This window comes from Bradyrhizobium sp. UFLA05-108 (assembly GCF_059803455.1).
Window position 1 is genome coordinate 38,920 of record NZ_JBANAZ010000044.1, and the last position, 16,619, is coordinate 55,538.

The window sequence follows — 16,619 nt, forward strand, 5'->3', positions numbered from 1 at the left end:
CGGATGAGCGCCGGCGTACCCCGCCTTCGAACTGAAGACGGCCCGCGATACGGGCTGCGCGACCTCTTCACGCCGCTGGAGACGCTGCTGGCCTCCGGTGGCGACCAGCGCCTGGCGCTCGATCCGCGGGACGGTCTCAACGCCTACGCCTGCGCGCCGCAGCCGACGCCCGAGATCTGGAATTTCGCATCCTCGACCGCGTCCTCGATCTCGCAAGTGGCCTATGACCGCGCCGCGCTCGCGCGCGAGGAGCTCGTGCACAAATCGTTGTTCGACGAGGTGGAGATCGCCTTCGACGCCCGCCTCGAGGACATGCGCGACGAATTGCGCGGCCATCTCCAGCTGTCGCCGCGGGTGGATGTCGTGTTCTCGCCTTCCGGCACGGATGCGCAGCTTCACGCGCTGTTCCTGGCGCGTGCCGTGCTCGGCGCGCCGCCGGTCACCATCGTCGTCGGCTCCGACCAGACGGGAAGCGGAACCGCGCTCACCGCGCGCGGGCGCCATTTCAGCTCGGCGACGGCGAGCGGTGTGTCGGTCCGCAAGGACAGTCCGATCGCAGGTCTTGGCGGCGACAGTATCGCGCTGCCGCTGATGGCTGAGGCGGACGCCGATTCCGCGGTGCTTCGCGCAATCCAGACGGTGGTCGCGCAAGGCGCGCCCGTGCTGCTTCAGATCATGGACTCTTCGAAGCTCGGCTGGCGTGCGCCGAGCGAGGACTGTCTCGACGAGATCGCAAAACGTTGGCCGGGCAGGGTTCAGATCGCGGTGGATGCCTGCCAGATGCGGCTGGGGCGGCGACGGCTGCGCTTCTATCTCGATCGCGGCTACCTGGTGCTGGTCACCGGCTCGAAATTCTTCGGCGGGCCGGCCTTCAGTGGCGCGCTCCTGGTGCCCAAGGGATTTGCGCGCGCGCTCGGTCGCTTGAATGAGATTGCACCGGGCTTCCTTGATTACGCCAGCTTCTTCGATTGGCCGAGGGGCTGGAACGGCCTGCGATCACGTTTCGAGCGCCGGCCGAATTTCGGTCAGTGGCTGCGCTGGGAGGCGGCGCTGGCAGAGATCGCCCGCTACTACGCGCTGCCCGGTGCCTTCCGTGCCAAAGCGCTCGGTGAGTTCAAGGCCGGCATCGACGACATGATAGCCTTGACGCCCTCGCTCGGCGCGATCGCGTCCACCGCGCACCGAAGTGGCGTGGACGACGAGGAGTTCGTGCACGAGACGATTTTTCCCATCATGCTTCTGCGCGATGGCCGGCCGGTATCGATCGCCGACACCAACGCGGTCTATCGTGCGCTTGCGCGCGACCTGAACGACGATGGCGTCGGCAGTGCCGCGGACCGGCAGGTGGTGGCGCAGCGTTGTCTCGTCGGCCAGCCAGTGCGGCTGGAGCGGCCGGACGGCACCCAGGCCGCGCCGCTGCGGCTCTGCATCAGCGCGCAGCTCGTGACCGACGCCTGGTCGGCGGATGCAGCGCAAGCGCAAAAGAATCTTCAGCAGATTCTCGATCGCATCGCCCAGGTGCTGATCAAGATCGAGCTGCTGCTCGGCCGCACGAACAGTGCGGCATCTACATCCGGAGCCTGACATGCAGTCCGAAGTTTCGCATCCGCCCGGCGTGAGCGCGCCGCAAGTTGCCGATCGTATCGGCTTTGCGCGGTTGACGCACCAGGCATTCGTCGGCGTCGATCTGCGACCGCTACGCGATCAGCTCGTGAGCAAGATCGCCGACGGCACCGCGCAGGCCGGCGAGGGGCTCGACCTGTCGTTGATCGCGCAGCTTCTCGGTGACAAGGAGGCGGGTCTTGCGATCCAGGCCGAGGTGCTCGCCTTCCACCAATTGTTCCGCTCGCCTTGCGCCGTTGCAAAGCCCGCGCTGCGCGTGCTCGCGCTTGCTGCGGCGATCGACATGGGTGGCAACACCCCGATCGAATTCCTGCTCGAAAGCTCGGACATCGAGTTGTTGACGCTCTACGTCGTCAAGGGTGTCGGCCTGCCGGAGCCGCTTCCGGATCACGACGTCGCCATCGTCGTCGCATCCGATTCCGAGGAATGTCGCGAGGCGTTGGCTGCGATCGACAATGCCGCCTCGCGCTGGCCGCGGCCGCTTCTCAACCGTCCGGACCGCATCGCCAATCTCGACCGCGACAAGCTGCATCGCCTGCTCGCAGGAACGGCGGGCCTCGACATCCCCACGACGGTCTGCGCGACGCGCGCGCAATTGTCGGAACTGTCGCAGGCGCGGATCCGGTGCGAGGACATCACGAGCGAATTGCACTTCCCGATGATCGTGCGGCCGCGCGGCACGCATGCGGGCGTGGGACTGGCGAAGGTCGATGATGCCGCAGCGCTTGCGGATTATCTGGCCGCGCGGCAGGAGCAGGAGTTCTTCGTCGCGCGCTTCGTCGACTATTCCAGCGCTGACGGATTGTTCCGCAAATATCGCCTCGCCGTCGTCGACGGCAGGCCGTACGCCTGCCACATGGCGATCGCAGATCGCTGGGATATCTGGTACCTCAACGCCTACATGGCCTTCAGCGAAGAGAAGCGCGCGGAGGAAGCCGTCTTCATGCGCGACTTCGACGCAGCCTTCGCGAGCCGTCATCGCGCGGCGCTCGACAAGATGATCGCTCGCGTGGGACTCGACTATTTCACCATCGACTGTGCCGAGAACAGACGCGGCGAGCTTCTGATCTTCGAGGCTGACAACACGGCCGTGGTGCACAACATGGATTCGTCGGACGTGTTTCCGTACAAGCAGCCGCAGATGCGCAAGATCTTTGCCGCATTCACGGCGATGCTGTCGCGACATGCGAAGGCGGACGGGAGCGTTGCATGAACGAGATCATACGGGGCGATATCCAGGGCGCATCTGGAAACACGTCGCTCGATCCGCAGGACTGGAATGCGTTTCGCGCGCTCGCTCACCGTATGCTGGACGAAACGATCGACTCCATTGCCAATGTGCGTGAACGGCCGGTGTGGCAGCCTGCGCCGGATAGCGTTCGCGCGCAACTGAAGGCGGATGTGCCGCGCGCGGCAACCGATCTTGGCGATGTCTATCGCGAGTTCTCCGATGTGATCGCGCCTTACGCGACCGGCAACGTCCATCCCGGTTTCATGGGGTGGGTGCATGGCGGCGGCACCGCGGTCGGCATGCTCGCGGAGATGCTGGCGGCCGGGCTCAACGCCAATCTCGGTGGTCGCGATCACATGCCGATCGAGGTCGAGCGCCAGATCACCGCATGGATGCGCGAGCTGTTCGGCTTTCCCCAAGGTGCCAGCGGCATCTTCGTCACGGGAACGTCGATGGCCAACCTGATGGCGGTGCTGGTGGCGCGCACGAGCGCGCTGGGTTCGCTTGCGCGTCAGCACGGCATCGGCAATGACGGCGCGCTGCTCACAGCCTACACGTCAAAGGCCGCGCATGGCTGCATCGGCAGGGCGATGGACATCGCGGGGCTCGGCATCGATGCGCTACGCCAGATCGATGTCGACGCCGAGCACCGCATCGACGTCGCGGCACTGCGCGCGCAGATCGCCGTCGATCGCGAGGTCGGTTTCAAGCCGTTCCTCGTCGTTGCCTCGGCCGGCACCGTCGATATCGGCGCCATCGATGATCTCGCCGCTCTCGCCCAATTGTGCCGCGAGGAGGGAATCTGGTTCCACGTGGACGGTGCGTTCGGTGCGCTGGCAATTCTTTCACCCGAACTTGCGCCGCGCCTTGCCGGCATCGAGCTTGCCGATTCCATCGCGCTCGATTTCCACAAATGGGGGCAGGTGCCCTATGATGCCGGCTTCCTCATGGTCCGCGACGGTGAGAAGCATCGACAGGCCTTTGCGCAGCCTGCGGCGTACTTGCGGCGCGAGGCGAGGGGGCTGGCTGCGGGGTCGCATTGGCCGTGTGATTTCGGTCCTGATCTGTCGCGAGGTTTTCGTGCGCTCAAGACCTGGTTCACGCTGAAGACTTTCGGTACCGACCGGCTGGGCGCCATGATCGCGCGCACCTGTGCGCTTGCCAAATATCTGGAGGCTCGGATCATCGCCGAGCCTCGGCTCGAATTGTTGGCGCCCGTCAATCTCAACATCGTCTGCTTCCGCTATCGTTCCGACGACGAGGTCAATCGCGAGATCGTTGCCGACATCCAGGTATCGGGCATTGCCGCGCCCTCGAGCACGACGCTGGGCGGCAAGTTTGCGATCCGCGCGGCGATCGTCAATCACCGCACGGATCTAACGGACATCGATGCGCTCATTGCCGCCTTGCTGGATTTCGGCGCGCGACGATCGGGCGACGGCTTGATCGAGATCGACGCACCGCCGCTTGCGGCGCAGTAATCGCTCAAGAGCGCCCGAAACCGCCCCGGACCTGGTCCGGGGCGGTTTCGTTTTGAGATCTGCGAAGCGCCTAGTCTAGGCGGCGGAGCTGACATCGCTCTTCGGATGCGTGGCTTCGAACTGCTCCCGCAGCTTGTCCTCGTAGGCGATCAGCTTGCGGGCATCCTTGAGCGCCCGGTAGAGATCGCCGGTCATGATGTTGTTGTTGATGCCCTCGATGATCGGCCAGGCGCTCGGCACGGCGGTGACGATGTCGCGCACCAGGTTGAAATAGGTGCCGTGCTGGCTCTGCGGATCCGGCGAGATGTACATCAGCTGCACCGCCAGATAGACGAGCCTGGCCGGCGTGTTGGCGGTCTCGGGCGTGAGGATGTCGCGCTCGCGCAGGATCGGCACGTTCTCGCCGTCGATCAAAAGGCGGGCGCGCTGGTCGGTGTTGGTGATCACGCAGTTGCCGACGATGATGCGTTCGTGCGGTCTGAGCTCGACTTTGAGAGCCATGCCTGTTCTCCATCAACGCTTTTGTAAATGAGCGACTGGCGCGCCCAATCAATGACGGCTGTCGGCTCTGATTGGGCCTGATCCTTGCCGAATGTGGTTAACGCGCCGTAAACGCCGACGGACGTTGCCGAAAAGCGAATGATTTCAATTGGCTGACGACGGACAAGGGCCTGACTTGGGCCGTTGCGGGAGGCCGTTTCGGCCCGACGGGGACAAAAGCGGGGGTTTCATTTCACGGATTGTTAGAAGCTTGGACGCACCGTCCGGCGGTCGTTTGATCAATCTCGGTCAAACAGGACGCGTAGCTAATACCAGAAAGGTAACAGTATGTCCGGTATCGTTCTCTCCGCATCGGTTCGTCAGAACCTGCTCTCCCTCCAGTCCACCGCCGACCTCCTCGCCACCACCCAGTCCCGTCTGTCGACTGGCCGGAAGGTGAACTCGGCTCTCGACAATCCGACCAACTTCTTCACCGCCCAGGGCCTCGATAACCGCGCCAGCGACATCGGCAACCTGCTCGACGGTATCGGCAACGGCGTGCAAGTGCTGCAGGCCGCCAACACCGGTATCACCTCGTTGCAGAAGCTGGTCGACAGCGCGAAGTCGATCGCCAACCAGGTTCTGCAGAGCCCGACGGGCTACTCCACGAAGTCGACCGTGACCTCGACCGCGATCACGGGTGCAACCGCCAGCAACCTGCTGGGCACCGCCTACACCAACAACACGGTCGCCGGCACTGCCGTGCTGAACGACAACACCGGCACTGCGGTCAATATCACAGCAGCCACCCAGCTGGTTGGCACCGCGGGTGCGTCATCCGACGACCTTAGCACCGCCATCACCAACGGTTCGGTCCTGACGGTCAACGGCAAGACCATCACGTTCGACAACACCGTGACCACCTCGACCCAGGACGCCGCCGGCAACTTCACCATCGGCATCAAGTCGGGCAGCACCTTGACGGTGGGAACCGTGCTTTCCGCGATCGATACCATCACCGGGACCGGCACGGCTTCGACCGTCGCGAGTGGCAAGGTCACTCTGAGCACCGGCACGACCTCTGATCTCACGATCTCGGGTTCGGGCAACGCGCTCGCCGCGCTCGGTCTCTCCGCCGGCACGACCGCTCGCGTCCCGCCCGCCATCTCGGGCCAGACGCTGACGATCGCCGCCACCGGCGGCGGCACTGCCACCAGCATCACCTTCGGCACCGGTACCGGCCAGGTCTCGACGCTGAACGGGCTCAATTCGGCGCTCGCGGCGAACAACCTGCAGGCCTCGATCGACTCCACGGGCGTGATCTCCATCACGACCACCAACGACGCGGCGTCCTCGACGATCGGCACGGTCGGCGGCTCGGCCATCACCAGCGCCGGTCCGTTCCACAGCGCCACCGTGTCGGCTCCGGTCGCCGATCCGACCTCGCAGGCCCAGCGTGCGAGCCTGGTTGCGCAGTACAACAACGTGCTCGCGCAGATCAACACGACGGCGCAGGATGCGTCCTTCAACGGCGTGAACCTGCTGAACGGCGACACGCTGAAGCTGACGTTCAACGAAACCGGCAAGTCGACGCTGAGCATCACCGGTGTGACCTTCAACACCGCCGGTCTCGGCATCTCGAGCCTCACCTCGGGCACCGACTTCCTGGACAACGCTTCGGCCAACAAGGCGCTGACCGTGCTCAATGCGGCCAGCACCACGCTGCGCTCGGAAGCATCGACGCTGGGTTCGAACCTGTCGGTCGTGCAGATCCGCCAGGACTTCAACAAGAACCTGATCAACGTCCTGCAGACCGGCTCGTCCAACCTGACGCTGGCCGACACCAACGAGGAAGCGGCCAACAGCCAGGCGCTGTCGACCCGCCAGTCGATCGCAGTGTCCGCGCTGTCGCTGGCCAACCAGTCGCAGCAGAGCGTGTTGCAGCTTCTGCGCTGATACGCGGCGAAAATCGCTAGCCAAACCATCGCGGCGGGGCATTTGCCCCGCCGCTTTTTTTCGTCTCGCGATACGACTGCCTGGCAAGGGGCGGGTCGCGGAATTAACCAATCGTTAACCCTGCCGCTTAAGCCGCCATTAACCTTAATTTAAAGGACACCCCCTAAAACTGGACAAAAGCCAGTTCTCCAGATCGGCGAGCCCCGATTCGTACCCGGTTTCGCGTCTCAACAGGAAGATCCGCCAATGTCCAACATCGTTCTTTCGGCATCGGTTCGCCAGAACCTGTTGTCGCTTCAGTCGACGGCAGACCTGCTCGCGACGACGCAGGAGCGCCTTGCGACCGGAAAGAAGGTGAATACCGCGCTCGACAACCCCACCAACTTCTTCACTGCCCAGGGGCTCGACAATCGCGCCAGCGACATCAGCAATCTCCTCGACGGCATCAGCAATGGCGTTCAGGTGCTGCAGGCCGCCAACACCGGCATCACCTCGCTGCAGAAGCTGGTCGACAGCGCCAAGTCGATCGCGAGCCAGGTGCTGCAAAGCCCGACGGGCTATTCGCCCAAATCCAACGTCACGTCAGCCGTGATTACCGGTGCGACCCCCAACAATCTGCTCGGCACGGCCTATACCAACAACACGGTCACCGGCACCGCCGTCAACAACGACAACACGAGCGGCGCGCAGCCGATCACCGCGGCGACCAAGCTGATCGGCACCGCCGGCGCGGGTTCCAACGACCTCGGAACCGCAATCACCAACGGCTCGGTTCTGACCGTCGACAACAAGACCATCACCTTCTCGACCTCGCAGACCACCTCGACCACCGATTCCTTTGGCAACGTCACCATCGGCATCGGCTCCGGCAGCAACTTGACGGTGCAGACCGTGCTGTCCGCGATCGACAGCATCACCGGTGCCGCGACGGCCTCGACCGTCAACGGCAGCGGCCAGCTGGTGCTGAGCACCGGCACGACGCAGGATCTGACGATCTCCGGCTCAGGCAACGTGCTCACGGCGCTCGGCCTCGCCGCCGGCACCACCGCCCGCGTCCCGCCCCCGCTGAGCGGCGAGACGCTGACGATCGGTGCAACCGGCGGCGGCACCGCGACGAGCATCACCTTCGGCACCGGCACCGGGCAGATCTCGACGCTCAATCAGCTCAATGCGGCGCTGGCGGCGAACAACCTGCAGGCAACGATCGACACGACGGGGCACCTCAACATCGTGACATCCAACGATGCGGCTTCCTCGACGATCGGCACGATCGGCGGCACGGCTGCGGCGAGCGGTCAGCCCTTCTACGGCCTGACCGCGCCAGCCCCTGTCGCCGACCCGGATTCTCAGGCCACCCGTGCGAATCTCGTCGCGCAGTACAACAACGTGCTGGCACAGATCAATACGACTGCGCAGGACTCCTCCTACAATGGTGTGAACCTGCTGAATGGCGACACGCTGAAGCTCGTGTTCAACGAAACTGGAAGATCCACCCTGACCATTCAGGGCGTAACGTTCAACTATGCCGGCCTCAGCCTTGCGCCACTGACCCAGAGTGTTGATTTCCTCGACACCAATTCGGCGAACGCCGTCCTTACGTCGCTCAATTCGGCCAGTACGACGCTTCGTGCAGAAGCATCGACGCTCGGTTCGAACCTGTCGATCGTGCAGATTCGCCAGGATTTCAGCAAGAACCTGATCAACGTGCTGCAGACCGGTTCCTCCAGCCTGACCCTCGCCGATACGAACGAGGAGGCGGCGAATAGCCAGGCGCTGTCGACGCGGCAGTCGATTGCGGTCTCCGCTTTGTCGCTGGCCAACCAGTCGCAGCAGAGCGTACTGCAACTGCTCAGGTAGTCCCGGAGCTGACGGGCTTGGTTTGAGATTTCGCGGCGAGGCTGGTGCCTCGCCGTTCTATTTGAATGAGATCGCTAAGACTCGATTAGCTGAGATCGATGTATGATAAGTGCTGTCATTTACAGCGCATGCGCTCGCATTTAGCTTTGACGTGAAGGAAGAACCCGCGACCCGTACTTGTCCGGAGTGCTTCCACACTCTCACGTAAGCAAATCTTAAGCGGTGCTGCCTAGGGTTGGGAAACAAATCCTTAAGCCTTTAAACGGGCGGGGAAGCCTCCAGGGTGATCAATGTCGAGTTCTGCTGCTTCGGCCTACGCGCGTGTCGCCACGACCACTGCATCTCCTCGCGACGTCGAGGCGCAGACACTGCTGAAGGCCGCGAACAAGCTGCAGGACGCGATCAATAACGCCGATCCGCTCAGCGAGCAGACGATGCAGGCGCTGATGTTCAACCGCAAGCTCTGGACCATCTTCCTCAGCGAAGCGATGCGCGACAACAATCCGCAGCCGCTCGAGGTCCGGCAGAAGATCGCCAATATCAGCGTGTTCGTGCTGAGCCAGACCGCTGCGCTGCAGGCCAGCCCGCAGTTCGATCACTTCCGTCCGCTGATCGAGATCAACCGTAACATCGCTGCCGGTCTGTCTGGCCGGCCGTAGGAGGTCCTGGTGGCCGACGTGATGAGCATCCTGTCGAGCTCGTACAAAGCGGCCGGCATGTCGGTTCCGAGCAAGACCAAGTATGTGCCGGTCGACGCGACACTCTATCAGGGCACCTGGTCTGGCACATATTCCGACGGCAAGAAGTTCTCGCTCACCATTTCAGAGGTCAGCGGCTTCCGCGCCCAGGTCAAGTATCAGAGCGGCGGCACGACGCAGTATCAGCAGGTCCTGATCAAGGACTCTTCGTTTCGCTTTGGCAATACGAAGTTCACGCTGAGCGGAACCGGCACGGCGCAGATCAAGAACGTCGTCACCGATCCCGTGACCAACTCGACCTATCTGGATACGGCCCAGGCCACGCTGAGCACCTAGGCGCTGCGGTCGGTCGAGACCGGACGCGAGAGCTCGGACTTGCTCAGATCGAGGGCGTGGAAATAGGCGCGACGGCGCAGCATCGCGTCGTCTGGAAATTGCGTTACCACCGCGTCGGTCTTTTCATTGACGACCTGAAAGACGAACGAGGCCGCGGCCTGGTTGAACACGACCTGGCGCGAGACGTTCTCATTGCCCTGCAAATCATTGCGCGCGGCCGCGCTCGCATCGCTTGCGGCCACCGTCTGGCTTGCCGGCAAATCAGTTTGCACGGCATCGTTCGCCGCCGCGCTCGACGTCGATATAGGCAACGTAGCGGCCGGTATCCCCACCGGCCTGATACTGAAATCTGTACTCACGGCAGCCTCCTGGCCTTGCCCCCGAGTCAAATCCCACCCCGTCCAATCGCGCAACTATGGGGAACTACTATTAAAGGTCCGGTTACGGAACATGGCTAACGGCGCGCCTGATTCGCGGCGCGGATTTTCATCAAATCGGCCCTATCGGGACGCGTTCTCAGAGCGAGCGGCTGACCGAGAGCGGCGTGATGTGGCGCGGACCCGGTGCCGCGCGCCGGCCGGCGGCGGTGTAGGTGTTCGGCACGTTACGCTTCTGGATCTCGGCGTTGACGCCGCGGATCACGCTTTCGGACACTGCGTGCGCGGTTGCGAGCACGGTGAGGTTGACCTGAAGCATGGCGCGGAAGGCATCGTGATGGCGATGCAACGTCGAGAGCAGCTCGGGCGCGGATTTCGCAAGCTGGGTCTGGTTCGCCTTGAGCTGGCTGACGGCGCCGACGTAGCGGCGGGACAATTCCTGCTTCTTCGATTCAAATGCCAGCGCTTCGCGCAGGCGGCCGGCACGCACCAGCTCGGTCTCCCGCTCGATCAGCCCGAGCAGCGCGCTCATCGCGTCCATCAGGTCCTCGGCGAGCTTGCGGGCCTCGGCGCTGCCCGGTGCGCTCGCGCTGCCCGGTGCGCTCGCGCTGCCGGGTGCAGCGGCAGCGCGAGGGGCGGGCACCGGCTGACGTGACGCGTTGAAGTGGTTCATGTCGTTTGGACCTTATGCCGTGCGGACGGTTTTCGCCTGCTGCAGGATGAGGGTGCGGTAGACTTCGCTGGCCACGCCGACGCCGCCGGCATTGGCGAAATTCTTCGCGTACTGCTCGGTCAGCATCGAGCGCCACACGCCGGTGCCGACCGTGTCGCCGAACGGGCCTTCACCCTTCAGGCCCGACGTCATCTGCGAGAACATCGCGTTGAGGAACATGCCCTCGAAGTCGGTCGCGGTCTTCTGGGCCTTGGCCTGCTGCTGTGGCGAGACCTTTTGCAGGGCGCTCGCGAGCTCGAAGTCGGGCCGGCCGTTGCGGCTCTGCACCGAGAAGGCAGAGGAGGCGATGGTGGGCGTGCTGATCGCGCCGGTCTGCATCACATCACCTCGATGTCGGCTTCGATCGCGCCGGCGGCCTTGATCGCCTGGAGGATGCTGATGAGGTCGCGCGGGCCGATGCCGAGGCCGTTGAGGCCGTCGACGAGCTGCTGGAGCGAGACGCCGTCCTTGACGACCGCGAACTTCTTGCCGTCCTCGGTGACGCTGACGCCGGTGCGTGGGGTGACCACGGTGCGGCCGCGCGACAGCGGATTGGGCTGGCTGACCTGCGGGCTCTCGGAGATCGTGACGGTAAGGTTTCCTTGCGCCACCGCAACGGTCGCGACACGGACGTCGCGGCCCATCACGATGATGCCGCTTCGTTCGTCGATGATGATCTTGGCGGCGAGATCAGGATCGACCTGAAGCTGCTCGATCTCGGTGAGGAAGGCGACGACGTTGCCCTTGAACTCCGTCGGGATCGAGAGCTGCACGGTGGAGGGATCGATCGGCTCGGCGCTCTTGACGCCGAGATAGTCGTTGATGGCGGCCGCGATGCGCTTTGCCGTGGTGAAGTCGGCGTTGCGCAGTGCCAGCCGGACGTTCGGCAGGCGGTTCAGCGCGAACTCGATCTCGCGCTCGATGATGGCGCCGTTGGCGATGCGCCCGACCGTCGGCACGCCGCGGACGATTTTTGCAGCTTCGCCCTCAGCCTGGAAGCCGGAGATCGCGAGCGAGCCCTGGGCGACCGCATAGACGTTGCCGTCTGCACCGAGCAGGGGGGTGACGAGCAGTGTGCCGCCCTGCAAGTTCTTGGCATCGCCGAGCGCGGACACGGTGACGTCCATGCGCGTGCCCTGCGTCGCGAAGGCCGGCAGATTGCCGGTCACCATGACGGCGGCGACGTTGCCGGTGCGGATGGTGGCGCCGCGGATGTTGACGCCCATGCGTTCCAGCATCGCCTGCAGCGACTGCTTGGTGAAGGGGATGTTGTTGAGCGTATCGCCGGTGCCGTTGAGGCCGACGACGAGGCCATAGCCGATGAGCTGGTTCTGCCGGACGCCTTCGATATTGGCGAGGTCCTTGATGCGCGAGGTCGCGCTTGCAGGCGCGGCCGTGAGGGCCAGCGCTGACAGCGCGGCACATGCCACCCCCAATAACCTTGCCCAACGCACGCCTGGCATCCTCTGCTCCCCGAGGCTCCTTTGGATCTCGGACCTGTTCGACACTCCCATGACGAGCTGGTCCGAACCTCTCTATGCGAGCGCTGTGCCAGCGTGGTGCGATGAAGCTAGTTGATTGAATAGGTTGATTAAATTGAACTGCATCGGCGCCAGCCGATGTTCGCCTTACGGAGCGAAACTGCCGCCTGTCGGCAGATTTTGCCGGGCTGTTTACGCCTCATTAACCATAATGCGGCGAAGCTGCGGTCAACGATCACGCGGATTCCTGCGATGCGCATCTACGGACCGAACGGCACCACGCTTGGAGCGCCCGCCAGCCAGGCCAGGCGGACGAGCTCCGGCAGCTTTGTGCTGCCCGACACCTCCTCGACGCAGGAGACCAAGTCCGCGTCCGCGCCGAAGGCCGCCGCCAACATCGATGCGCTGCTTGCGCTGCAGGGCATCGAGGAGGACCCGGTCGAGCGGCGCAAGCGCTCGGTCGCCCGCGGCAAGACCGCACTCGACGTGCTCGACGATCTCAAGATGGGACTGCTGTCGGGCAACCTCGACGCCTCGACGGTGATGCGCCTGCGCGATGCGGCAGCGAACCTCAAATCGTCATCCGGCGATCCCGGCCTGGATGCCGTGCTCTCCGAGATCGAGCTGCGCGTCGAGGTCGAGCTCGCAAAGGCCGGGCAGGGCTGAGCCGCGGTTCTCAGCCGCTGTGAAGACTCTCTCCTCGCGTCGTCGCCCGGCTTGACCGGGCGACCCAGTACGCCGTGGCCCTTGTTACGTATCTCGCTGCCTCTAAAATACTGGATGCCCCGCTTTCCTTCGCGGGGCATGACAGCAGAGTTTTGCGGCGGCTGCTTACGCACCTTGAACGGTAGTTAGGCCGCCTCCTGCTTCTGCTGCGCGTCGTAGCGGCGCTGTGCAGCGAGGACGTCCTTCAGGTTCTGCTCGGCCCAGTCGCGCAGGGGATCGACGGCGGCCGCTAACGTCAGCCCGAGCTGCGTGATCGAATACTCGACCGTCACCGGAACGGTTGCGATGGCGCGGCGCTTGATCAATCCGTCGCGTTCGAGTGATTTGAGAACCTGGCTCAACATCTTCTGCGAAATGCCTTCAATCGTCCGGCGCAACTGATTGAAACGCATCGCATCCTCACGCAGCAGCAACAGGATCAGCACCGCCCATTTGTCGCCGACGCGATCGAGGATCTGGCGTGTAGGGCAATTGGCTGCGTAGACATCGGGCTTCATTGTCTTCGTTCCTCGCGATCTGTTCCGGTTACTCCTGCGTAAGCAGGTAAGCCGAAAGTGCTCTCTTAACACCAGCATTCTTTGCGATATCTAGTCACCACTAGTTACCACAGAAGCAAAGGAGCCTTCCATGAAAATCGCAGTCACTGGGGCCTCGGGCCGGGCCGGTTCGGAGATCACCAAGGAGCTGTCCCGCCGCGGCTACGCCGTCACCGCCATTGCCCGGAACCCGGAGAAGATCGCTCAACTGCCGAACGTCACCCCGACCAAGGGCGATGTCCTCGACCAAGCCGGGCTCGCCAAGCTCTGGGCCGGGCATGACGTCGCCATCAGTTCCGTTCACTTTCTCGCCAGCGACCCGCACAAGCTGATCGGCGCCGCCAAGGACTCGAAGGTTGGCCGCTACCTCGTGGTTGGCGGTGCCGGCAGCCTCGAAGTCGCCCCCGGCGTGAAACTGGTCACAACCCCCGGTTTTCCCGCCCAATACAAGGCCGAAGCGGAGAAAGGTTCCGCGTTCCTCGACCTGCTGCGGCAGGACAAGGAGCTGAACTGGACCTTCATCTCGCCCTCGGCCCTGTTCGTGGAGGGTGAGCGGACCGGCAAGTTCCGGCTTGGGACCGACCAGCTTCTCGCAGATGCGAGCGGAAAGAGCTGGATCACATTCGCCGATTACGCCATTGCGCTGGCCGACGAGATCGATCGGCCTTCGCACCTGCGGAAGCGTTTCACGGTCGGTTATTGAGTGGATAACCGCCCCCAGGCGCTTGCCGATAAAGCTGCCGGTGCAAGGACTTGGGGGCGGTAACGCCAAGATCAGGGAAATATTGTCTGTCACAGGAGGCCGCTATATAAGCCCGGCTCAACGGACCCTGTCCGTTGCGAGTCGTTGCTTAAAAAAGAATAGGCCGCCCTTGGAAAAGTTGAAAAATTACCGACCGACCGAAAAAGAGCCTTTCATGAACGACCGGCAGAAGGAGTACTTCCGTTTGAAGCTCCTCGCCTGGAAGGATGAGATCCTCAAAGAGTCCAAGCTCACCCTGCAAGCCCTGCAGGAGGAGAACGTGAACCACCCCGATCTCGCTGATCGGGCTTCGTCCGAAACCGACCGTGCCATCGAACTCCGCGCCCGCGACCGCCAGCGCAAGTTGATCGCCAAGATCGACGCCGCGCTCCAGCGCATCGAGGACAACACCTACGGCTATTGCGAAGAGACCGGCGAGCCGATCTCGTTGAAGCGGTTGGAAGCCCGCCCGATCGCAACGCTGTCGGTGGAAGCGCAGGAGCGCCACGAGAAGCGCGAGAAGGTCTATCGCGACGAATAGGAGTTGAGCCGCAATCCGCGGTTCCTCATGAACGATGCATCTGGCGCGTAGCGTCGCGCCGTGCTTGAGTTTTTGCGCCGATCAGGGCGCGCACCGAAGCCCGCGGTGACAATCGCGAAAAATGAATCGCGATCAAGGGGCTAGACGCAACTCCTTCCGGCTCACGTGAGCTCGCATGCGAAAGAGCCTTCACTTCGGGTGAGGATGTTTTTGCGAGTCGGAGCAACGGGATCGACTCGACTGCTAAAGATGCGACCGGCGGCACGAAACATCGCCGTCATCACGCATCCTGCGCGAGCGCGGGGCGCGCGCCGCCATAGAGCCTGGACCAGCTCAACAACTCCTTGAAGGCAGGCAGCAGGCCATAGGCCGCATCGGTCAGCTCATACTCCACCCGCAACGGCTTTTCGGCAAAGGCGGTCCGCGAGACGAGGCCGTCTCGCTCGAGCTCGCGCAGCTGCGTGGTCAGCATGTGCTGGGTGATGCCGGCGACCGACCGCCGCAAGGCGCCGAAGCGCATGCTCCCGTTCATCAGCGCGAACAGGATCTCGAGCTTCCATTTGCCGCCGACCGCATGGATCGCGCGCTTGAAGTCGCCGAGCAGGATGGGATCGGGGGCGCAGTCGCAATCGCCGTCGCAAAGCGAGGTGGTCGGGTTTTCCATACCGGTCTCGAATTTCATTCTACTTGTGCGTTCCGCAGATAGTGACCAGATGCGGCCGGCAGCAGGGTCCGGTCGGACAAATTTGCCGGCCCGCGAGCGAAGGGTTTGCGACATGAGCACTGTTCTGGTCACGGGTGGATCGGGTTTCGTCGGCATCCATGCCGTCCTGCAATTGCTGGCCGCAGGCCACGAGGTGCGGACCACGGTCCGCCGACCGGACCGGCAGGCTGATGTGCTGGCGATGCTGCGCGAGGGCGGTGTCGATCCGGCCGAGCGGCTCACCTTCTTCACCGCCGACCTGACCAGCGACGAGGGCTGGCGTGAGGCGGTTGTAGGCTGCGACTACGTCCTGCACGTGGCCTCGCCGCTTTCGACCACGGTCCCCAGGGACGAGAACGAGATGATCATCCCGGCCCGCGACGGGACGCTGCGGGTGCTGCATGCCGCGCGCGAGGCGGGCGTCAAGCGCGTGGTCATCACCTCGTCGCTGGGCGCGATCGGCTACGGCCATCCGCCGCGCACCACGCCATTCGACGAGAGCGACTGGACCAATCTCGACGGCGACGACGTCCAGCCCTACGTCAAATCCAAGACGTTGGCCGAGCGGGCGGCCTGGGATTTCGTCGCCCACGAGGGAGGCGGACTGGAGCTCGCCGTCGTCAATCCCACCGGCATTTTCGGTCCGGTGCTGGGGCCGGATTTCTCCGGCTCGATCGAGATCGTCAAATTGCTGCTCAACGGCGCCATGCCGGCGGTGCCGCGGATCTATTTTGGTCTGGTCGACGTACGTGACGTGGTCGACCTGCATCTGCGGGCAATGAGCGCGCCCGAGGCCAAGGGCGAGCGTTTCATCGCGGTCGCTGGCGAGACGCTGTCGCTCCTGGACATCGCCAATGTGCTGAGGCGGGAGCTGGGGCCGGCGGCGCGCCGGGTTCCACGTTTCCAGGCGCCGGACTGGCTGGTGCGCCTCGCGGCGACCGGCGTTCCCATGCTGCGCTACACCTTGCCGATGCTTGGCAAGGTGCGGCGGTCGACCAGCGCCAAGGCGGTGCGGCTGCTCGGTTGGCAGGCGCGCTCCAACGACGAGGCGATCCTGAGCTCGGCCGAGAGCCTGATCCGGCTTGGCCTCGTCAAGGCGTGACCGGCCGGGCGCAGCCGCAGCGCTTGTCAGGCGGGGG

At 63.9% G+C, this 16,619-nt stretch carries 18 protein-coding genes; 11 read left to right on the forward strand and 7 right to left on the reverse strand.

Features of this window, described 5'->3' with window-relative positions:
• Positions 1-3 precede the first annotated feature (3 nt).
• Genes SO140_RS28400 through SO140_RS28410 form a run of 3 tightly spaced genes read left to right on the forward strand, consistent with a single transcriptional unit; the run spans position 4 to position 4,335 of the window.
• Positions 4-1,584, forward strand: a complete 1,581-nt coding sequence (locus SO140_RS28400) for a hypothetical protein (RefSeq protein WP_449377054.1) — start codon at positions 4-6, stop codon at positions 1,582-1,584.
• A gap of 1 nt (position 1,585) precedes the next feature.
• On the forward strand, positions 1,586-2,836 hold the full coding sequence (locus tag SO140_RS28405; protein WP_449377055.1) for an ATP-grasp domain-containing protein: 1,251 nt from the start codon (positions 1,586-1,588) through the stop codon (positions 2,834-2,836).
• Positions 2,833-4,335, forward strand: coding sequence for a pyridoxal phosphate-dependent decarboxylase family protein (locus tag SO140_RS28410; RefSeq protein WP_449377056.1), 1,503 nt, complete (start codon positions 2,833-2,835; stop codon positions 4,333-4,335). Before SO140_RS28405 ends, SO140_RS28410 begins: the two co-directional genes overlap by 4 nt.
• A 75-nt stretch (positions 4,336-4,410) precedes the next feature.
• On the opposite strand, the gene flbT is transcribed toward SO140_RS28410, so the two are convergent.
• On the reverse strand, positions 4,411-4,836 hold the full coding sequence (flbT, locus tag SO140_RS28415; protein WP_449377057.1) for a flagellar biosynthesis repressor FlbT: 426 nt from the start codon (positions 4,834-4,836) through the stop codon (positions 4,411-4,413).
• A 327-nt stretch (positions 4,837-5,163) separates the two neighbouring features.
• On the opposite strand from flbT, the gene SO140_RS28420 reads away from it, so the two are divergent.
• The 4 genes from SO140_RS28420 (at position 5,164) to SO140_RS28435 (ending at position 9,662) form a co-directional block, all read left to right on the forward strand.
• Positions 5,164-6,771, forward strand: a complete 1,608-nt coding sequence (locus SO140_RS28420; RefSeq protein WP_449377058.1) for a DUF1522 domain-containing protein — start codon at positions 5,164-5,166, stop codon at positions 6,769-6,771.
• Positions 6,772-7,017: 246 nt separating this feature from the next.
• Positions 7,018-8,628, forward strand: coding sequence for a flagellin N-terminal helical domain-containing protein (locus tag SO140_RS28425; protein WP_449377059.1), 1,611 nt, complete (start codon positions 7,018-7,020; stop codon positions 8,626-8,628).
• A gap of 290 nt (positions 8,629-8,918) precedes the next feature.
• The gene (flaF, locus tag SO140_RS28430) at positions 8,919-9,287 is read left to right on the forward strand and encodes a flagellar biosynthesis regulator FlaF (protein WP_449377060.1); all 369 of its coding nucleotides are present in this window, start codon (positions 8,919-8,921) and stop codon (positions 9,285-9,287) included.
• A 9-nt stretch (positions 9,288-9,296) separates the two neighbouring features.
• Entirely contained in the window at positions 9,297-9,662 is a 366-nt protein-coding gene (locus tag SO140_RS28435; RefSeq protein WP_449377061.1) for a hypothetical protein, read from the forward strand.
• On the opposite strand, the gene SO140_RS28440 is transcribed toward SO140_RS28435, so the two are convergent.
• The 4 genes from SO140_RS28440 to SO140_RS28455 all read right to left on the reverse strand — a co-directional run bounded on the left by SO140_RS28440 (position 9,659) and on the right by SO140_RS28455 (position 12,214).
• Positions 9,659-10,021, reverse strand: a complete 363-nt coding sequence (locus tag SO140_RS28440; protein ID WP_449377062.1) for a hypothetical protein — start codon at positions 10,019-10,021, stop codon at positions 9,659-9,661. The genes SO140_RS28435 and SO140_RS28440 overlap by 4 nt on opposite strands.
• A gap of 157 nt (positions 10,022-10,178) precedes the next feature.
• Complete coding sequence (locus SO140_RS28445; protein WP_449377063.1) at positions 10,179-10,712, reverse strand: hypothetical protein; 534 nt, start codon at positions 10,710-10,712, stop codon at positions 10,179-10,181.
• 12 nt (positions 10,713-10,724) lie between these two features.
• On the reverse strand, positions 10,725-11,090 hold the full coding sequence (flgJ, locus tag SO140_RS28450; protein ID WP_449377064.1) for a flagellar assembly peptidoglycan hydrolase FlgJ: 366 nt from the start codon (positions 11,088-11,090) through the stop codon (positions 10,725-10,727).
• Positions 11,090-12,214, reverse strand: a complete 1,125-nt coding sequence (locus tag SO140_RS28455; RefSeq protein ID WP_449377065.1) for a flagellar basal body P-ring protein FlgI — start codon at positions 12,212-12,214, stop codon at positions 11,090-11,092. Before SO140_RS28455 ends, flgJ begins: the two co-directional genes overlap by 1 nt.
• 270 nt (positions 12,215-12,484) lie before the next feature.
• On the opposite strand from SO140_RS28455, the gene SO140_RS28460 reads away from it, so the two are divergent.
• A complete protein-coding gene (locus tag SO140_RS28460; RefSeq protein ID WP_449377066.1) occupies positions 12,485-12,898 on the forward strand; it encodes a flagellar assembly protein FliX in 414 nt (137 codons plus the stop codon).
• 185 nt (positions 12,899-13,083) lie between these two features.
• On the opposite strand, the gene SO140_RS28465 is transcribed toward SO140_RS28460, so the two are convergent.
• The gene (locus SO140_RS28465) at positions 13,084-13,455 is read right to left on the reverse strand and encodes a winged helix-turn-helix transcriptional regulator (protein ID WP_027526331.1); all 372 of its coding nucleotides are present in this window, start codon (positions 13,453-13,455) and stop codon (positions 13,084-13,086) included.
• A gap of 130 nt (positions 13,456-13,585) precedes the next feature.
• On the opposite strand from SO140_RS28465, the gene SO140_RS28470 reads away from it, so the two are divergent.
• Positions 13,586-14,197 (forward strand): NAD(P)-dependent oxidoreductase, encoded by a 612-nt coding sequence (locus tag SO140_RS28470; RefSeq protein WP_449377067.1) that lies wholly within the window; start codon positions 13,586-13,588, stop codon positions 14,195-14,197.
• Positions 14,198-14,411: 214 nt separating this feature from the next.
• On the forward strand, positions 14,412-14,777 hold the full coding sequence (gene dksA / locus SO140_RS28475; protein ID WP_085966600.1) for an RNA polymerase-binding protein DksA: 366 nt from the start codon (positions 14,412-14,414) through the stop codon (positions 14,775-14,777).
• A 280-nt stretch (positions 14,778-15,057) separates the two neighbouring features.
• On the opposite strand, the gene SO140_RS28480 is transcribed toward dksA, so the two are convergent.
• Positions 15,058-15,459: a winged helix-turn-helix transcriptional regulator gene (locus tag SO140_RS28480; protein WP_449377068.1), complete on the reverse strand. Its 402-nt coding sequence runs from the start codon at positions 15,457-15,459 to the stop codon at positions 15,058-15,060.
• Between the two features lie 94 nt (positions 15,460-15,553).
• On the opposite strand from SO140_RS28480, the gene SO140_RS28485 reads away from it, so the two are divergent.
• Positions 15,554-16,582 (forward strand): SDR family oxidoreductase, encoded by a 1,029-nt coding sequence (locus SO140_RS28485; protein WP_449377069.1) that lies wholly within the window; start codon positions 15,554-15,556, stop codon positions 16,580-16,582.
• Positions 16,583-16,619: the final 37 nt, after the last annotated feature.